Consider the following 18,993-nt stretch of genomic DNA (forward strand, 5'->3'; position numbering starts at 1 on the left):
TCAACTTTTAACTTAAAAAGCTAAGCCCATTCGTCATCGTCAAAGTAATTCTTTGACGATCCTTTTGTTGATTTTTTAATTTTAACTTCCTCTTCTTCTGGCTCCTCCGGCTGGTTATCGGCGGTAAACGGTTTTTCCTCCTCTTCTTCCTTTATTATTTCTTCTTTTGATTCTTCCCGCATTTCCTCCGTCTTCTCCGGCTCTTGCGGGGTTTTCTCAAACGCCGGCTTTATTCTTTCCTTCTTTTCTTTCTTCTCAACTTTGTTCGGCTTATCTTTGTACGATACTTGTTCAAATTCTTCCACTTCCGCAAACTGAGCCATAGGCAATTCTTCCTCTTTTTCGCCTTTTTCTTCCTGGATCAACGAAACGTCTTCCGGCTCATTCAATTCCTTCTCCAAAAAATCCGGCGATTCTTCATCTGACTCTGCTAATTCCTCGCTGGATCCAAACAGATCGTCACTATCATCCTCCGGTGGACGGAAGGCGGTAAAACTCGGCTCTTCTTCGGCTTCATCGGAATCAGCCTCCACAAAAGGATTATCATCCAATGGCCTTAGCTCTCCGGTTAAGCCGTGTTCGCGGGCAGCAAACTCTACCGGGTCAGCTCCGCCTAATTTATCCAAAAATATCTCTCGGGGTTTGGCGCCGTCAGCCGGACCAATCACGCCTCGTTCTTCCAATAAATCAAGAATTCTGGCCGCCCGAGCATAACCCAATTTCAAACGGCGTTGCAACAACGAAGCCGAGGCTTTGCCATTCTGTTTGATTACCTCAACCGCCTCGCCCAGAAGCGGCTCGTCATCGCTATCAAAACTGCCATTACCGCCACCGCCGAAACTGCCACCGGTCGTGGCCAAATCATCAATATAGTCGGCTTGGCCTTGTTTCTTAATATAGCTAACCACGTCATTAATCTCATGGTCAGACAAGAATACCCCTTGAATGCGTTTGGACTTGGCGAATTCCGCTCCCAAATACAGCATATCGCCGCGGCCCACTAACTTCTCTGCGCCAGTACCGTCAAGAATAGTGCGCGAATCAATGGAAGAAGCAACAGCAAAAGAAATACGCGTAGGAATATTTGCCTTAATCAACCCGGTGATAACCTCGGTGGAGGGGCGTTGAGTAGCCAAAACCAAATGAATGCCCACGGCGCGAGCCATTTGCGCCAATCGCACAATACCCGCTTCCATATCATTAGGATTGGAAGCCATCAAGTCGGCCAGCTCGTCAATAATCACGACAATGTAAGGCATCTTCTCGGCATGGGTTTGGTTATAAGACGCGATATTGCGATTACCGAATTTAGCCAGAAGTTCAAAACGCCTTTCCATTTCTGTAATCAGCCATTTCAAAGCGCCAACAGTCTTTTTGACATCAGTAACAACCGGAGTAAGCAGATAAGGAATATTATTATACACCGGCATTTCTACGCGCTTGGGATCAATTAAAATGAATTTCAACTCGTCCGGACTGTTCTGGTACATTAAAGAAACAATAATGGAATTAACACAGACGGATTTGCCGCTGCCCGTCTGGCCGGCGATAAGTAAATGAGGCATACGGCCCAAATCAGCAAAAATCGGCTTACCGGACACATCTTTGCCCAAGGCCAAAAATAAATTATTGCCCCGCTCTTTGAATTCCTTGCTGGCCAGCACTTCTCCCATAGTCACCTTGGCCGCGGTTTGATTGGGAATCTCTATGCCCACCAAGGCCTTGCCAGGGATAGGCGCTTCAATACGAATCGGATGAGCGGCTAAAGCCAAGGCCAAATCAGCATTAAGCGTAGTCAAACGCGCCAACTTTATTCCGGCAGCCGGACGCATGGTGTATTGAGTGACAGTCGGACCGACATTGACTTCGCCCATTTCCACATCCACACCAAAATTAGCCAACGTACGCCTAATGATTTCTTGATTGGCCTTAATATCTCCGGAAGTAGGTTTGCCTGATTTGGCAGACAGTAAACTCAAAGGCAAATCTAGTCGGCCGAACTTGCGACGCTTGGCTTCAGGCGTAAATTCATCCCTAATGCCGGAATCAGTCAGCGGTTTGTTGGTAAAATTCGGGCTATCGTCGTCAGTCGGCATAACCGATCCATCCTCTTCGGTACCTTCCTCTTCGGCCGATTCACCTACCGCCTCTTCCTCATAATCTTCTTCGGCCGCCAGATTGGCCAGTTTGCGCTCGTTGCGCTTAAGCCGATAATAAAAATACCAATCCTTCAGTTTTCCAAAAACAAATTTAAATAATTTTATCGGCCACATCAAACCGTAAAAAGAAGTTTCTAAAGCCAACAGAATGCCGACCAAAAGCAAAGCGATCAAAACTACCAGGGCACCCCAAAAACTCATCAGCCGTACTAAGGGCAAAGCGACAAGCGCTCCGAGATAACCGCCGCCTTGGCCGATCTTAGCCATCTCTAACGCCTGCCAGGAATCGTATTGCAAATGGAATAAGCCACACAAGCTGACGACCAAAAATAAGGCGCCTAAATAATTAATAAAACTGATGGGATATTTTTCCTCGTAAAGCAAGAAAAAAATCAAAGCAGCCAAAAGAACCGGAATCAGCCATTTAACACTGCCGAAGACTATGGCCAGGACATAAGCCGCCACCTGCCCTATTTGGCCGGACAAATCAAACAAGCCCAAAATAGTCAGGGCGGCAAAGACAAACAGGAAAATAATAAATATCCCCTTTTTGGTCTCCGGCGACAAACCGCGCCAATAATCAAAAAAATTAAAACGCGGTGCCGTGTAATGGCCGCGATTGGATTTTCCCCGGCCCCAGAAGGCGCGGTTGGTTTTACGATAATGACGAGGCATGAAAAATAGAGACGTTTCTTTTGCCTTATTATACCACAAAAAGCAAAAAAGCGCCAAAAGATTTTGACGCTTTTTACAGCCGGTAAGGCGCTTTAATAATTGCAGAGATCAAAGCGCCCAAACCGCCAATATCAGAAGGGGCACGACAAGCCAAATTAAATCGATCAGGGCCTTTCTCGGATCCTTGCGTTTCTGGTAAGTTTCGATGTTTAGGAAGGTCATAATCAGCGGCGAAAATACTTTTTTATTTCCCTGATAGTCAAACGACGAGCGGTTTGCAATCGCTGTATTTCCTTGAGCCGTTTCAAGGCCCAAGACCGGTCATACAGGCGATAACCGCCTGGTGATTGATCGGCGAATTTAAGCAACCCTTCCCGCGTATAGTAATGGATGGTGGAGGGCAAAACTCTGGCCGCTTGGGCCAATTCCCCGATTTTTAACAACTCAGCCAACCGGCCGCTCTTGTCCATAATTATAGCTTCCCGGTATTGCCGTCTCAGCTGTATTCAAATACAACGATCCGGCATAACGGTAAGGGGTGACACTAACCATAAAGTATGAAGTACGAAGTACGAAGTACGAAGTAATAAGGCATACTTTATAGTTAGTATATTACAGCAATTTTTTCTTTCTGACAAGAGACGGTTATCCACAGGGGAAAACTCATTGTTCAGAACAAATTAAAACAATAAAAAAAACCGCTCCCCCGAAGGAGAGCGGTTTTTATAGTAAACTTAATTTAGTTTTAGAGCTTGCCGTAAACAAAGCCGGTACCGGCCGGAATCTTGCGACCGATGATAATGTTTTCTTTCGGTCCGGTCAAATCGTCTGTTTTGCCGGTAATAGCGGCGTTAATTAACACTTTAGCCGTCTCTTGAAATGAGGCGGAAGCCAGCCAGGAACGAGTAGACAAAGAAACCTTGGTAATGCCCATAAGCAACTGCTCATATTGGGCCAAAGTCTTTTTATGCTTCTTTAATTCGTTATTGGCATTGGCGACATCCACATATTCCACCACTTCACCCGGCATGAAATCGGAATCACCGGAATCCAGCACATACACCTTGGAAAACATCTGACGCACGATCACTTCAACGTGTTTGTCATTGATCTTCTGGCCCTGACTGGAATAAATATGCTGAATTTCCTTCATGATATACTTCTTGGTGAAATCAGCTTCTTTTAATTTATGCAATTGATGCAAATCAAGAGGGCCTTCAGTCAACTGGTCGCCGGCCTCAACTTTGGAATTATCCTTAACCATAATTGATTTAACCGAGGCTACCAAATATTCTTTAACGCCCAACTCATTACCCAACAAAGTCAGGGAGTGTCCATCAATTTTGACCGTGCCGGCAAACGGTGAAAAATATTTATTTTCGCCGTTCTCATACAAGACCTGGCCGTCTTTGACTTCATCGCCGTCTTTGACCTGCAGGACAACCTTCTTGCCTTTAGGTATATTGATTTTCTTTTCTTTATCCTGATCAAAGGAAATCTCCAAAATCCTCTCTTTGCCCGAGGTCTTGATTATGGGCTGGCCATCCTCGCTGATGATTTCTCGCTGGCGCGGTTCCTTGATATGCACAATACCGGAAACATCGGCAATAATCGCCTTGTTCTTCGGCGTGCGCGCCTCAAAAATTTCCTCCACGCGCGGCAAACCTTGCGTAATATCGCTTTCAGAAGCCACACCGCCGGTATGGAAAGTTCTCATGGTCAGCTGAGTACCGGGTTCGCCCACGGATTCAGCGGCGATAACGCCCACGGCCACGCCCAATTCCACTGGTTTATTATAAGCCAAGTCATAACCATAGCATTTGGAACAAACACCGCGAATATTCTTGCAAGTCATGACTGAGCGATAGGTCGCTTCTTCAATCTCCGCCGAACCGATCTTAGCCGCTACTTCTTCCGTCACCATCTCTCCGGCCTTGGCCACCACCTTCTTGCCGGCGATCAAATCCTTAACCAGATAACGTCCCAGCAAGCGGTTAGCCAACTTATCGCCCATGACTTCTGATTCGGCCTTAGTAACAGTCAAACCGGAAGTATCATGGCAATCCTCATTATTAATAACTATGTCTTGCGCCACATCCACCAAACGGCGAGTCAAGTAACCGGCAGAAGAAGTACGCAAAGCCGTATCGGATAAGCCCTTTCTGGCACCATGGCTGGAAATAAAGAATTCCAAAACATTAAAGCCGCGCTTGAAATTGTTTTTGACCGGTAATTCAATAACTTCGTAATTAGGATTGACCACCGGGCCCTTCATGCCGATCATCTGCGACAACTGTCCCCAGGAACCGCGGGCGCCCGAATCAATCATGGACAAAATGGAATTGCCTTCGGTCATGCAATGTTTGACCTTATCTAAAATCTGAGTATTGATGCGCAACCAATTTTCCACAATCTTCTCATGGCGTTCGTCTTCGGTCAGAAGACCCATCATATACTGACTGTCAATAACATCAACCTCCTTGTCCCCTTTCGCCACCAATTCATCACGACCTTCTACATTGACTAAATCGGCAATACCGAAAGATTGAGCGGATAAGGTCAAATATTTAAAACCGGTATCTTTCATGGCGTCCAAAGTCTTAACGGTCGCTTCGGGACCGAATTGATAAAGCACGTCAGCCAAAATTTTAGACAAATCTTTCTTACTCACGCGTTTATTGACAAAGTCAAACTCCGCCGGCAGAACCGCATTGAAAATAATACGTCCGACGGAAGTCTCCAATAATTCTTTCTTGGAACGTTTATCGGTTTTTCTGGCGTATAAAACCTTAATCTTTGATTGCAAAGAAATAATATGCTTATCAACGGCCAAAATCGCCTCATCCAAAGAAGAAAATGCCCGGACCGGCTGGCTTTCATCCAGAGTAGTCAAATAGTAACAGCCCCAGACGATATCTTGGTTAGGCGTAACAATTGGTTGTCCGCTGGCCGGTTTCAATAGATTTTTAGAAGCCAGCATTCTCTCGGCCGCCTCTTTATTGGCGTCCTCAGATAACGGTACATGGACGGCCATCTGGTCGCCGTCAAAGTCAGCGTTGAAAGCGGCGCAAACCAAAGGATGGATTTGAATAGCCAAACCCTCAATCAAAATCGGTTTAAACGCCTGGATACCCAAACGATGTAAAGTCGGAGCACGATTCAATAAAACATGAGCGCCTTTGACCACTTCCTCCAAAATGTCCCAGACTTCGTCATGCTTGGCGTCGATATAACGATTGGCGCTTCTGATATTATGCACAATACCGCGCTCGATTAATTTGGAAATAATAAACGGTTTAAATAACTCCAAAGCCATAATCTTAGGAATACCGCATTGATCCAAACGCAATTTTGGGCCGACTACGATAACTGAACGGCCGGAATAATCGATGCGTTTGCCCAACAAGTTCTGACGAAAACGGCCCTGTTTGCCCTTAAGAATATCGGCTAAGGATTTAAGCATGCGCTTCTGCCCGGTCGAGGCCACTACAGTCTTGCCATGGCGCGCATTATTATCGATTAGAGAATCTACCGCTTCCTGCAACATGCGTTTCTCGTTTCTAGTGATAACTTCGGGCGCATTAAGCTCCTGCAACTGTTTTAAACGATTGTTGCGGTTAATAACGCGACGATACAAGTCATTCAAATCGGAAGTGGCGAAACGTCCGCCATCAAGCGGTACCATAGGACGCAAATCCGGCGGGATTACCGGAACGGCGGTCAAAACCATCCATTCGGGACGGAGGCCGTTCTTGATCAAGTTGTTAAAAAATTTGACACGGCGGATCAGCTTATCTTTCTTGGCGCCGACTGTAACGATGATTTGCTTATCAAGCTCTTCCACGGTCTTAGTCAAATCAATACGCGACATCAACTCGCGAATCGCTTCCGCGCCGATGCCCGCTTCAAAAATATGACCGTATTTCAATGACAACTCATGAAAGGTATGCTCGGAAATAATCTTTAAGGGGCGGATTTCTTTGAGTTCGCTTTCCGCCATCAAGACAGTCTCTTCCAATTCCTTCAATTTTTCATCGCGCAACTTGGCAAAATTCTCCAAGGCTTCGGACTTTTCCGCCTCAGGATTGCCGGAAGCGCTCAGCTGTTTGACTTTATTATCATAATCAGCTTCAATCTGCTTGCGGTATTGCTTATACTCCCCTCGCAACTGTTCAAATGTCTGACTCTTTAAATCTTCATTGACATTGGTAATGATAAAATCAGCAAAATAAATAACTTTTTCCAAATTCTGGACAGACATGTCCAACGCCAAGCCGATCTTGGACGGAATACCGCGCAAGAACCAAATATGCGAAACCGGGGACGCCAAATCAATATGACCCATGCGTTCGCGGCGTACCACGGCGCGAGTCACTTCTACGCCACATTTGTCGCAGATAATGCCCTTATACCGAATTTTCTTGTATTTGCCGCAATAGCATTCCCAATCTTTAATCGGACCAAAAATACGTTCGCAGAATAAGCCGTCTTTTTCCGGCTTCTGCGTACGGTAATTAATGGTTTCGGGACGCGTCACCTCGCCGTGCGACCAGGTATGGATATCCTCGGGCGATGCCATTTTTAACCGAATAGAGTCAAAATGGATGTTGGGCACTTGTTCTTGGTTGAACATATTATGTTAGTAATTAGGAATAAAGAAATTAAGCGTCTATTTCCTCATCGTCTTTTATCATGCCGGACTCGATCTTATCATCAGCGTTCCTGATCGGCTTATTATTTTCCAACAATTCCACATTAAGCGCCAATCCCTTAAGTTCACGAATCAAAACGTTAAACGATTCCGGAATATATAAGTTAGTAATAGGTTCACCCTTGATGATGTTTTCGTAAGTCTTGCTGCGGCCGACCACATCATCGGATTTGATGGTTAAAATCTCCTGCAAGGTCGCGGCGGCGCCATAGGCTTCCAGCGCCCACACTTCCATTTCGCCGAATCTTTGTCCGCCGAATTGCGCTTTACCGCCCAAAGGCTGTTGAGTAATCAAGGAATAAGGGCCGATAGAACGAGCATGAATCTTATCTTCCACCAAATGATTCAACTTCAACATATACACCATGCCGACAGTTGATTTCTTGGCAAAGGATTCACCGGTACGGCCATCATACAATTGAATACGCCCATCTTCCGGATAACCAGCGGCTTTAAGCTGTTCACGGATATTATCTTCGGTCGCGCCATTAAAGACGTTGGTCGCCACTTTATAACCCAAAGCTTTGGCGGCCAGACCCAAATGAGTCTCCAAAATCTGTCCCAGGTTCATACGGGAAACAACGCCTAAGGGAGACAGGATAATATCAACCGGTGTGCCATCAGCCAAATGCGGCATATCTTCTACGGGCACAACCTTGGAAATAACACCCTTATTGCCGTGACGGCCGGCCATTTTATCGCCGACTTGCACCTTGCGCAAAGAAGCGACAGTCACCTGAACCATCTTAATCATGCCGGCTGACATCTTATCGCCGTTCTCGCGGGAGAAAATCTTGATATCAATCACCTTGCCGGAAGAACCATGCTCCAAGTATAAAGAAGAATCGCGGACGTCTCGAGCTTTTTCACCAAAAATGGCGCGCAACAATTTCTCTTCGGCCGACAGTTCGGTTTCGCCCTTTGGCGTAATCTTACCGCACAGAATATCGCCGGACTTGACGGTGGCGCCGATGCGCACAATTCCTTCCTCATCCAAATCTTTTAACTTTTCTTCACTAATATTAGGAATATCGGAAGTAACGATTTCCGGACCCAGTTTAGTCTCACGCACTTCGCAAGTATAATTTTCAATATGAATCGAAGAATAACGATCCTTCTGCACTAATTTTTCCGACAGGATAATCGCGTCTTCATAGTTATATCCCTGCCACGGCATGAAAGCGACCAAAACATTCTGACCCAAAGACAGTTCTCCCTGATCGGTGCCGGGCCCGTCAGCCAAAACATCACCCTTCTTAATTTCCTGATCAATACTGACAATCGGCTTCTGGTTAATGCAGGTGGAAGCATTAGAGCGGGTATATTTGGTCAAACGGTAAGTATCTATTTTATTATTTTTATTCAAAATTTCAATCTTGTCGCCATGCAAACCGATGACTTTGCCGTCTTCTTTGGCTAAAGCCACATGGCCGGAATCGCGAGCGGCGATGCGCTCCAGTCCGGTGCCGATCAGAGGCGCTTGCGGCCTGACCACGCAAACAGCTTGGCGTTGCATGTTCGTACCCATCAACGCGCGGACAGCGTCATCATGTTCCAAAAACGGAATACAAGAAGTGGCAATAGAAACAATCTGGTTGGACGACACGTCCATATAATCAACTTGATTGGTGGGAGCGACAGTCGGATTCAATTTAACGCGAGCCTCCACTTTATCAGATTTAAAATATCCCCCTTCATCCAATTCCGTATTATACGGAGTGGTAGTGGAACGAGATTCCTCAAAAGCATCAATATATTTAATTTCATCGGTCACGCGCGGCTTAACGCTGATCTTTTTCAATTCGGCGTTTTCTGCCAAAACCTTGGCGATTTCTTTAGAAATTTTCTCTCCGGCCTTGACTGCGACCGAACCGCTTCCGTCTTTCAGATCAACTTGGGCGATTTCGCCGACAGCGGCCTTGCCATCATTAACCAAAGTATGGGCCACTTTATAATAAGGGGCTTCAATAAAACCATATTCGTTAATACGGCAATAACCGGCCAAATGGCCGACCAAACCGATATTGGGACCTTCCGGAGTGGCAATCGGGCAGATTCTGCCATAATGAGTCGGGTGTACGTCGCGCACTTCAAAACCGGCGCGTTCGCGGGATAAGCCGCCCGGACCAAGCGCCGAGATTCTGCGTTTATGCTCCAGCTCGGCCAAAGGATTGACCTGATCCATAAACTGCGACAGCTGGGAAGACATGAAAAATTCCTTGACCACCGACATTAATGGTCGCGCGTTGATTAATTTTGACGGGTTTAAGGTGGTAACATCCAAAGTGGACATGCGATCTTTAATGATCCTCTCCATTCTAGCTAAACCGATGCGGAACTTAGCCTGGACTAATTCGCCTACGGCCTTAACCCGGCGATTTCCCAGATGATCAATATCATCAGCTTGCTCCTGAGTCAAAGTCAGGCGCATGATTTCTTTCAAAATATTAATAATATCTTCTTTCAGCAAGACTCTGCTCTCTTTATTGATTTCGCGATCGCTTTCAAAACGCTGATTCATCTTATAGCGACCCACTGAACCGAAATCGTAACGCGAAAAATTAAAAAACATGTTATCAATCAACTGTTTGGCATTATCGGGCGCAGCCAGATCTCCCGGACGAATACGCTTATAGACTTCAATCAAGCCTTCGGCTTCATTTTCTGAGACGTCTTTCTTGATGGTCGCCTCAATAAACTCTTCGGCGCCTTCAAAATCAGTGAATTGGCCAAGTATTTCTTCATTGCTGGAAAAACCGAAAGCGCGCAACAAAGCGGTTGCGGCTACTTTTCTTTTGCGGTCAATCTTAACCCAAAGCACTTTATTCAAATCAGTTTCAAACTCCAGCCAAGAACCGCGATTAGGAATGACTTTAGCACCGTATAATTTGCGATCAACTGCCGGAGTGGAAGTAAAGAAAACACCGGCCGATCGGACTAATTGAGAAACAACGACACGCTCAATACCATTAACGATAAACGTACCGCGATCGGTCATCAAAGGATAATCGCCCAAATAAATCTCCTGTTCCATGCTTTGGCCGGTCTTTTTATTAACCAACTTAACATTAACGCGTAATGGCGCTTCATAAGTAATATTCTTCTCCTTGGAGGCCACTTCATCAAATTTGGGTTCATCCATGTAATAATTCATGAAATACACCTCTAAATCTCGGCCGATAAAGTCGGTAATCGGTGAAAATTCATCCAAAAGCTCGCGCAAACCAACTTTCCAGAACCAGTCATAAGACCATTTCTGCAATTCAATCAAATCAGGCGCCTGAAACAAATTTTTTGTTAGAGGCGCAAAATTAACTCGACCGTTAACCACGTTCAAATTATTTTTATTAGACATAAAAAAGCCCTCATTTCCCTTATTTTAGCCAAATACTTGGCCATGAGCGTTAGAAATGAGTTCGATTATTTATTTATTGAGTTGTATTTTTAGAATAAGACACTAATTTTTACGGCTTATTAGTGTTCACAAGCACTCTAAATGACTTCTCCGCCCGTTAGCGGATAAAGATTTAATATAATTATATTAACAGAAACGATAAAAGAAGTCAACACTTTTTTTGACCACTTGAGCAAGATTTTATTATTTGTCAAATAATAATTAATTATTATCTAAATTTAGCCAATAATAGGTATAAAATATCTAAAAAATTAAAATTATAAATTAAAAAATATTTGAGTTATCCACAGGTAGATTACTAATCTAATCAGTAGTCAAACTGCAATAGTTGATTTTTATGCTTCTTAGGATTATACTTACCAATACATTTTAGCAAAAAATGAGGCACTTTACAAAATCATTGCACAAAACGCAAAGGAGTAAAAAACGATGATAGTCCCACGAGTTAAGCTTTTACGCCTGATTATCCCCGCCTATCCCCCATTTAATCCTTATAATCAGTTTTATAGCCGTACGACCGCCCTGGGAGCGATCCTGACTGCCTCGGCGGCTAACAAAATACCGGATTGGGAAGTTGAGGTAATTGACGAAAATAACTGCCCCAATACTCCTGCCTGGCTGAAATTGACACCCGATGGCCGGATTGACCATCAAACCTTGCAAAAAGAACGGCCGGCAGATATTGTCGCTTTATGCGCCTCACTCAGTTCAACCATGCCCCGCGTCTTTGAATTGGCCGAGACTTACCAATCATGCGGAATACTAACGGTGGCTGGCGGTTATCACGTTACCGCTTTACCCGAGGAAGCGCTTGATCATTATCTGGATATCGTGATTACGGATGACGAAGAAAAAACAATCATGCAAGTCATGAAAGTTTACGATTCTTTATGTCAGGATATTAATTATGACTTATACCTGGCAAACAGAGCGATAGAAACCTATAAAAATAATCGCTCGTCTCATTTTTATGAGCTGGAAGAAAATATAAAGAACTATTGGCTTAAAGTGGACGGCATTGCCTTTCGGCATATTAATGAAACCATAATCAACCCGCTTGCCAACCGACCATACAACTGCCGACCGGCATCATTGCCTGATTTTAGTTTGTTGCGTTACGCCAAATTGGAAGTCTATCCTATTAATTGGCACCGTGGCTGTCCGCTTAGATGCGAGTTCTGCGCCGTCAGAGAAAAACCCAGCAAGGAGTCGGCTCTTGATCTGTTTAAAGTTGTCCGACATTATCATGAAAAATTCGGGGCTGATAACTTTTTTATCGTTGACGATCGTTTTGGCGGCAATCTAAACAACAAAACAGAACGCGATGAACTGATCTCGGCCTTGAAACTGCTCATCACTTACCAAAAAAAAGTCAGGCGGAACTTTAGCTTCAGCGCCCAATTGGAACTTAATGCTTCAGATGATACCAAACTTCTTTTATTACTATATCAAGCAGGAATAAACACCGTACGCTTAAGCTATGATTCGTCCATTATTGAGGCTCCGGAGATTAATGATGGAACCCACCATCAAGCGACCAAAGGCCACACTATAAAATGGCGCACTATGGTTTATTATACTCGGCAATGGCATCAGGCGGGATTTCTCGTCCATGGCATGTTTATTTTCAATTATCCCCAAAAGGCGGAAACGATTGCCGATTGGGCTAATGAATTAAAACAACACGGGGAGTTGAGCGCCGAAACAGAAAAGATTATTAATCTTGTGGCCGAAGCCGAACAAACCTGCGGCCTCAACGAGTTGCCGACAATAAAAGATCGAGTCCGCGCCGTAAAAGAATTCATCAAATGGGCGAGAATAGATACAATACAAGTAACTCTGGCTGTGCCTTCGCCGGGAACCGCATTGCGCTCCCGATTGGAAAAATCAGGACAACTCTTCTCTCCGACAGAAGTCGGCTGGGAATACTATGACGGGCAATTCCCGCTATACCAGCCAAGCAACTGCGAAGCGGAAGAAATGTGGCAAGGAGCTCAAGACATTATGTCCGGCTTCTATGGCTTGAAGAATCTCTTCCGTCAACTTTCCGTAAGCGGTTGGGCGATCAAGAGAAACCGGATGAATGAATCGGTACGCCATAATTTTTTGGGCAAACTAAAAAGAGCCAAAACAGCTCTTAACAAGTAATCGTACTTTATACCGTTCGCTTCGACGAACGGTTTTTCTTTTGCCAAAATTCTTCAATCTGCTTGGCGATTATTCCCGGTTTAGCGGTGTAAACAAATAAAAATTGCCTGGCGTTAATTCCGCGAACCATCAGTTTCAACCCCGCCTCAATCGCTGTTATCTTTATCCGGCGCGGACCATGCTCAATGGACTTTATTTCACCGGTGACAATTTTCGTTACTAACGACTGGCGATATAGAAATTTCACCAACTTATCCGCTTCATCAATAACAGTAGAATGGCCCGAAGCGACTTTTTTTCCGGCAATATGCGGCATAAATAAATCAGCTAAAAAAACTAATTAAAGTTGTTTAAGCAATTCCCTGACCACTCCCCGTTCATCCCATTTCAACTTACGGCCGTTAGCAACACAAATCGCCTGCTCCGAACCCTTGCCGGTCAAAAGAACCAAATCGCCAGCCTGGGCCAGATCCAAGGCGAACTTGATAGCCTCGCGCCGATCCAAAATCCTAAACAAATTTTCGCCCTCAAGCTTGCCGGACTTACTGGCGCCCTCGGCCACCTGATCAATAATCATCTGCGGATCATCATCGTAAGGATCCTCATTAGTTATCACGCAAACGTCGGAATTCTTTGCCGACAATTCTCCCAAAATCGGACGACGACTAATATCCCGGCCCCCGCCACAAGAACCAAAAACATGGATTATTTTGTTGTCAGTACCGACTAATTGATGGTCTTTGACGGTGGCGAACAATTGCCGCATCGATTCCGGTTCCGGCGCATAATCAACCAAAACCTTAAACGGCTGGCCAACAGCGATAAACTCCATTCGGCCGGGCACGCCAGCAACTTGCTCCAGAGATCCCCGGCATTGCGCGAGAGCCACTCCCTGCGACTGCGCCACGGCAATCGCCGCCAAAGAATTATAAATATTGAATCTGCCGAACAGCTTAAGATCGAATTTTTCATCTCCGACAGTAAAACCGACACCATTGGGCTGATAAGAAACATTTTCCGCTTTGATTTGGTTGCTGTCAGCTAAACCAAAAATAGTTTTTTTATCAACTTGAAAATTCAAAAATTCTTTGGCATAACCGTCATCGCCGTTAGCGATTATGGCTTTAGTTATTTTTCGTCCGGCGATTATTTTAACCGGAGAATCCTCCAAATGCTGGAACAGCTTTAATTTGGCGTTTTTGTAATTTTCAAATCCGCCATGCGCTTCAATATGCTCCGGTGTCAAATTGGTAAAAACGCAAACGTCATAGTGAATCCCTAAATGGCGATACTGCTCAATACCCTGGGAGGAGGTTTCAATCACGGCATACTGACAACCGGCGGAAACCATCTGAGAAAGCAGTCTTTGCAAGGCCAACCGCCCCAACATAGTCATTTTTTTATCATTCAGCTTCTCCTTATCAGCAATTTTAAACAAGGTCGTAGAAGCGGCACCGACTTTATAACCGGCGCCTTCAAGAATTTCAGCGATCAGACTGACTGTGCTGGATTTGCCATTAGTGCCGGTTACCCCGATAACGATCATTTTTTCCGACGGCCGGCCATAAATAATATTGGCCAAAAGCGCCAAACACTTATGGTAAGTATTCAGCCAGGATACAGGAATGACTTTTTTTATTTTAGCTAACATAGAATTTTAACGGGTTATCTTCCCAAAATCTTCAACGCTTCCTTAATCTTATCACCGGCGTCCAACGATTGGCACTGGCTAAGCGCCTCGCGCGCCTGGCCGGCCGAATAACCCAAGGACACCAGCGCTTCCAGGGCGTCGCCAAAGCTATCATTCCAAGAGGCGGCGGCGCCAGTCATTGTTCCGCCCAATTTATCCTTAAGTCCTGTTACGATTTTTTCCGCGGTCTTAGGACCGATGCCGGAAACTTTAGCCAGAATCTCGTGATTACCGCTTTGCACGGCGGTAATAATATCATCGATCTTAGCTTTACGCAGAATATCCAAAGCGCTTCTGGGGCCGATGCCGGATAAGGATAGCAGTAACTCAAAAAATTCCAATTCCTCGTGAGTGGCAAAGCCGTACAAATCCAACACGCCTTCGGCCACTTGCGTATAAATAAAAGCTTCTGCCGTCTGGCCGATAGCTAAATCATTCAATAATCTGTCCAAAACATAAACTTTATAGCCGACCCCGCTAACATCAATCACCGCGAAGTTTTCCCTCTTCAGCTGATTGGATTTTAAGCGGACTTGGCCTTTAAGATAAGCAATCATAAACGCTTGACAAATGTTATTTACCTCATTATAATACAGCAAAACAGAACATTTTACAACCTCAAAAAATCAAACCTTAAAGGAGGTAACTATGCCCGACAATTGCCGACATATCCCGAAATTCGTAACAAAAGATGAGAGGGTTTGCCGATTATGCGGAAAAAAATTCGGAAGACATGAAGTGCTTACGCCGGAAGAAATAGCCGCATTGCTCGGGGCCGAACCGCCGACAAAAAAAAGATTCGTCGTGACCGGCGGACTCGGAGCATTTTTCTTATCTTGGCTTAAAAGGTAATTTTAATCGAACATTTAACTACTAGAATAAAAGCTGTCGAAAATTTTCGACAGCTTTTTATTTTTCTTATCTTTTGACTCTGATTAACCCGGAAAACGGCGAAACTTCCACGCTGTGCTTCTCCAGCTCATCCAAGAACAGATTAACGCCCAGGGAATCGGAAGACATGTGTCCGGCGATTACTACATTGACATGGTATTTTTGCGCTTCTTTCTTATGCTCCTCGCTCATATGCATGCCGACAATCGTGCCGATGCCGGCTTGCGCCATCTTCTCATAAATATCTTTGGAGTTGGAAGTACCACCGGTGATTTCCGTCAAGACAACCCGGCCGCAATAGTTATCCTCACTGCCGGCAAAAATTTTCGGACCGGTTTTCTGCTTGGCCGCCAACTGATATTCAGTAATCTCTTTCAATAGTTTCATTAGTTCGCCAACCGTCTCCAACTCTCCGGCTTCCACCTTGCCCTTCAAAAATCTCGCCGCCAAGTTGTCGCAGGGAGTATGAAGGCAAACCAGATTAATATCTAATAGTTTCGCCGCGTCCACCGAACGCTGATGGTTGGCCGGCGAAACCCCGCGCGCCACCTCGGAAATCCGCTCTTTGGTAATGGCTTGCGCCACATTAATCGGCACGCCATATTGCGCCAGCACTTCCGCCTGCAAATGCATAACATCGCCCAAGTCAGCCAAAGCCTCGCCTTCCGGGTGATGAGCGATAACCGTGTCATAACCCAATTGCTTGGCCAAAATCAACTCCGGCGTTTCAATGTCAATGCCGCACATAACTTTCTTCACCTCTCGGCCGTTGTCGTACAAAATCCTGGAGTCGGCATAAGGGTTGATGAGTTTCTCCGTATCAAAATCATTCTTCTGTTCCTCGCTCAGTTTATCAAATTTCTCTTTAGCTTTGGCCAGGTTTTTCCTCACCCGCTCCTCGCCTCGCAGATCCGCTTCAATGCCCATTTTAATCGCCAGGGCGTAAATGTCTTTAAGCAACATAAAGTTAAAATTAAAATTATTAGTTAATCTAACCATTAATTAGAAAAAAAGTCAAAAAAAACATCCCGAGACCACAGTGGCTCGGGATGATGGTAAGATAAGGGTTTATATTTCCTTGCCCATAATTACCTGAGGCAACTCGCGAAAATCCTGCACCACCCTTTCCAGTTTGCTGGTTTCTTCATTGCCCGCCAACCGGTCAAACAACACTGTCCAACCCGCCCACTGAAAAGTTGTAATCAATCCAGTGACGACAAAAATTATCAGCAGAATGGCGATCAGACAAATCAAAGAGATAATCATTTTGATCCAAAAAACCAAGAAAGGAAAATACAGGGGAATGACTACGACTGAAACGGCAATAAAAACCAAAACCAAAAAAGTTACAACGAAAGCGGCAATCATATAAGCCAAAAACATAAACAAAGCCATCTCCAAAGAAATCAGCCAATTAGCCTTAAACAACTCCCAAGCGGAGATCAAAGCGGTTCCCATTTTTTGCTTTTTAAGCAGGATGAAAAAAATTTGATATTTAATGACGAAAGACACGACCAAAGCCAAAATAACAAAAATCAGAAAAGATAGAATATAAATCGCCACGCCCCACATACCCAAGCCGGAAATCAACCCTGCCTGCCAACCCAATAAAGAGAATAAAACAAATAAAACCAATTTTAACAGGACAACTGCGCCAAAAACCGGCCAAAAATTAGCCCAAGCAAACTGCCAGGCCTCCTTGAGGATCGGTTTCTTGTTGCGATTATACAAAGCGATATTGCGAATAAGCCCCGACTGACATAAAACAGCAACAGCAATAACCGCAAAAATTATAGCCAAGGAAACCAAAAGTATTAATAGGGCTACGCCCAAAAGAATAGCGCTGGACGGCCAAGCAGATTGAAAAGCCGACCAACTCAAGGTAGCGCCACTGGCCACAGCCGTAGCTGCACCCTCTTGAAAACCGCTGATAACCGAGCTGACGATATTAGTGGATGAATTATTAAGGAAAGCGCGGGAAATAATTTCGTATTCTCCGCCCGAGGAAATCAAAACGGCGACAAGTCCCAGCCACCAAAGTTTTTTGTAGCGCCAGGTGATTCCCCAGGCCCGTTTTAAAACGGGACGATAAAGATAATTGGTTGTTTGCATATACTTGGTTAAATTGCTTACTTATATATTATAGCATAAAAAACAACAAGGTAAAAAGACGGCGGAGTAACAAATAATAGATAGAAGATAAAAAAACATAATTAAAAAAATAAAAAGAAGGGGCTATCCACGATATTACTGCGGACAACCCCTTGGGATGTAGCGACCGCCTACGGCGGAAAGTGCAAGGATCAAATGACAAGGAGTCAAAAAATCCAATGGTTCAAGCGTTCAAAGCTCAAATTACTGCGAGAGAAGCCCGGAAGCCGAACCGTAGAGGTCGTGGGCAAGGACCCAGAGCGTGTCGAACCAGACCCCGGCCGCCGTCGAACCCGAAGCAGAAGCACGGAGACTCCGAGAAGTCGCCATCGGCAACGAGAGCATATTCGTCGCCGGGGCAATCAATGTGGAGTTGTTCGCATTGAACGAGCCGTTCGGGATGAGCGATGAGCATACAGCCCACGATGAATGACCCGAGGCCGAACTCGCCGGGGGCATACACGACTCGCACGCGCCGAACCGAACGTCCGCGGTGGCTGAAACCGAATTGCGCCGGGATGAGTAGGAAATCGCCCTTCTGCTTTTCGCCGAGCATCTGGAGAGCGACCGCCGTCCGTTCCGTAAGCCGCAAATACTTCTCGTCGAGCTTGCCCTTGCGGAAGTTGTAAAGCGTCCGCGTTTTGCCGATGATGTCTATCACTCGTTCAACGGCGTCGTTGTAGTCCTTGCCGACCTTCTCAAACTTCGGTACGGCGAACCATCTCTCTGCTCCTGATGGCAGGATCGGCAATTCCTTGGAACTGTTCAATGCCGAGCTAGCATCAAGGTTGGGGAGATGCCTGGATAACGCCACGAGCTGTTCGGCTATCGGCTTCACGGCATATCCTTGCGGATAACCGTAATTGGATTGCACTTCCTCGTTGGCGTAAAACGGGCAGGCAGCGGCCATGGCCGGTGCTGCAACGTGAGTCGTCATGATGACAACATCCTTCTTCTTTTGGATCTGCCAGAGTCGCTCTGGCTGACGTCTTGCCTCTATCTATATGAGGCGAGCATATTAGACACGAATAATTCATGTCCGATACGCTTGCCTCATAATCCTATAAGCCTAAATTTAATGCTTTTAAGGAACAATAACTATCATATTAGTATAGCAAATATGGTAAATTTTGTCAAGCATTTTAGGTATGGT

The 18,993-nt window shown here is 45.3% G+C and carries 12 protein-coding genes; 2 read left to right on the top strand and 10 right to left on the bottom strand.

Annotated features, from left to right (window positions below; all coding sequences use genetic code 11):
* Positions 1-20: 20 nt before the first annotated feature.
* The 4 genes from WC473_01990 to WC473_02005 all read right to left on the bottom strand — a co-directional run bounded on the left by WC473_01990 (position 21) and on the right by WC473_02005 (position 10,900).
* Positions 21-2,834, bottom strand: coding sequence for a DNA translocase FtsK 4TM domain-containing protein (locus WC473_01990; GenBank protein ID MFA5124580.1), 2,814 nt, complete (start codon positions 2,832-2,834; stop codon positions 21-23).
* 224 nt (positions 2,835-3,058) lie between these two features.
* On the bottom strand, positions 3,059-3,304 hold the full coding sequence (locus WC473_01995) for a MerR family transcriptional regulator (protein MFA5124581.1): 246 nt from the start codon (positions 3,302-3,304) through the stop codon (positions 3,059-3,061).
* A 275-nt stretch (positions 3,305-3,579) separates the two neighbouring features.
* Positions 3,580-7,467 carry a DNA-directed RNA polymerase subunit beta' gene (rpoC, locus tag WC473_02000; GenBank protein MFA5124582.1) on the bottom strand — a complete coding sequence of 1,296 codons (3,888 nt, stop codon included), beginning with the start codon at positions 7,465-7,467 and terminating at the stop codon, positions 3,580-3,582.
* A 28-nt stretch (positions 7,468-7,495) separates the two neighbouring features.
* Entirely contained in the window at positions 7,496-10,900 is a 3,405-nt protein-coding gene (locus WC473_02005; GenBank protein MFA5124583.1) for a DNA-directed RNA polymerase subunit beta, read from the bottom strand.
* A 489-nt stretch (positions 10,901-11,389) separates the two neighbouring features.
* Between WC473_02005 and WC473_02010 the strand changes: the two genes are divergently transcribed.
* Complete coding sequence (locus WC473_02010; protein MFA5124584.1) at positions 11,390-13,108, top strand: hypothetical protein; 1,719 nt, start codon at positions 11,390-11,392, stop codon at positions 13,106-13,108.
* A 7-nt stretch (positions 13,109-13,115) separates the two neighbouring features.
* On the opposite strand, the gene WC473_02015 is transcribed toward WC473_02010, so the two are convergent.
* The 3 genes from WC473_02015 to ruvA are packed head-to-tail and all read right to left on the bottom strand — an operon-like array spanning position 13,116 to position 15,355.
* Positions 13,116-13,424 (bottom strand): hypothetical protein, encoded by a 309-nt coding sequence (locus WC473_02015; GenBank protein ID MFA5124585.1) that lies wholly within the window; start codon positions 13,422-13,424, stop codon positions 13,116-13,118.
* A 24-nt stretch (positions 13,425-13,448) separates the two neighbouring features.
* On the bottom strand, positions 13,449-14,759 hold the full coding sequence (locus WC473_02020; protein ID MFA5124586.1) for a UDP-N-acetylmuramoyl-L-alanyl-D-glutamate--2,6-diaminopimelate ligase: 1,311 nt from the start codon (positions 14,757-14,759) through the stop codon (positions 13,449-13,451).
* Positions 14,760-14,773: 14 nt separating this feature from the next.
* Complete coding sequence (gene ruvA / locus WC473_02025) at positions 14,774-15,355, bottom strand: Holliday junction branch migration protein RuvA (protein MFA5124587.1); 582 nt, start codon at positions 15,353-15,355, stop codon at positions 14,774-14,776.
* A gap of 91 nt (positions 15,356-15,446) precedes the next feature.
* Between ruvA and WC473_02030 the strand changes: the two genes are divergently transcribed.
* Positions 15,447-15,650 carry a hypothetical protein gene (locus WC473_02030; GenBank protein MFA5124588.1) on the top strand — a complete coding sequence of 68 codons (204 nt, stop codon included), beginning with the start codon at positions 15,447-15,449 and terminating at the stop codon, positions 15,648-15,650.
* Between the two features lie 66 nt (positions 15,651-15,716).
* Here WC473_02030 and WC473_02035 read toward each other — a convergent pair whose 3' ends face one another.
* The 3 genes from WC473_02035 to WC473_02045 form a co-directional block, all read right to left on the bottom strand.
* The gene (locus WC473_02035) at positions 15,717-16,652 is read right to left on the bottom strand and encodes an NGG1p interacting factor NIF3 (protein ID MFA5124589.1); all 936 of its coding nucleotides are present in this window, start codon (positions 16,650-16,652) and stop codon (positions 15,717-15,719) included.
* A 105-nt stretch (positions 16,653-16,757) separates the two neighbouring features.
* Positions 16,758-17,801, bottom strand: a complete 1,044-nt coding sequence (locus WC473_02040; GenBank protein ID MFA5124590.1) for a hypothetical protein — start codon at positions 17,799-17,801, stop codon at positions 16,758-16,760.
* Between the two features lie 238 nt (positions 17,802-18,039).
* Entirely contained in the window at positions 18,040-18,777 is a 738-nt protein-coding gene (locus WC473_02045; GenBank protein ID MFA5124591.1) for a hypothetical protein, read from the bottom strand.
* Positions 18,778-18,993: the final 216 nt, after the last annotated feature.

The sequence above is a fragment of the Patescibacteria group bacterium genome, assembly GCA_041650895.1.
Lineage (GTDB): Bacteria > Patescibacteriota > Patescibacteriia > 2-01-FULL-39-33 > 2-01-FULL-39-33 > CAISTG01.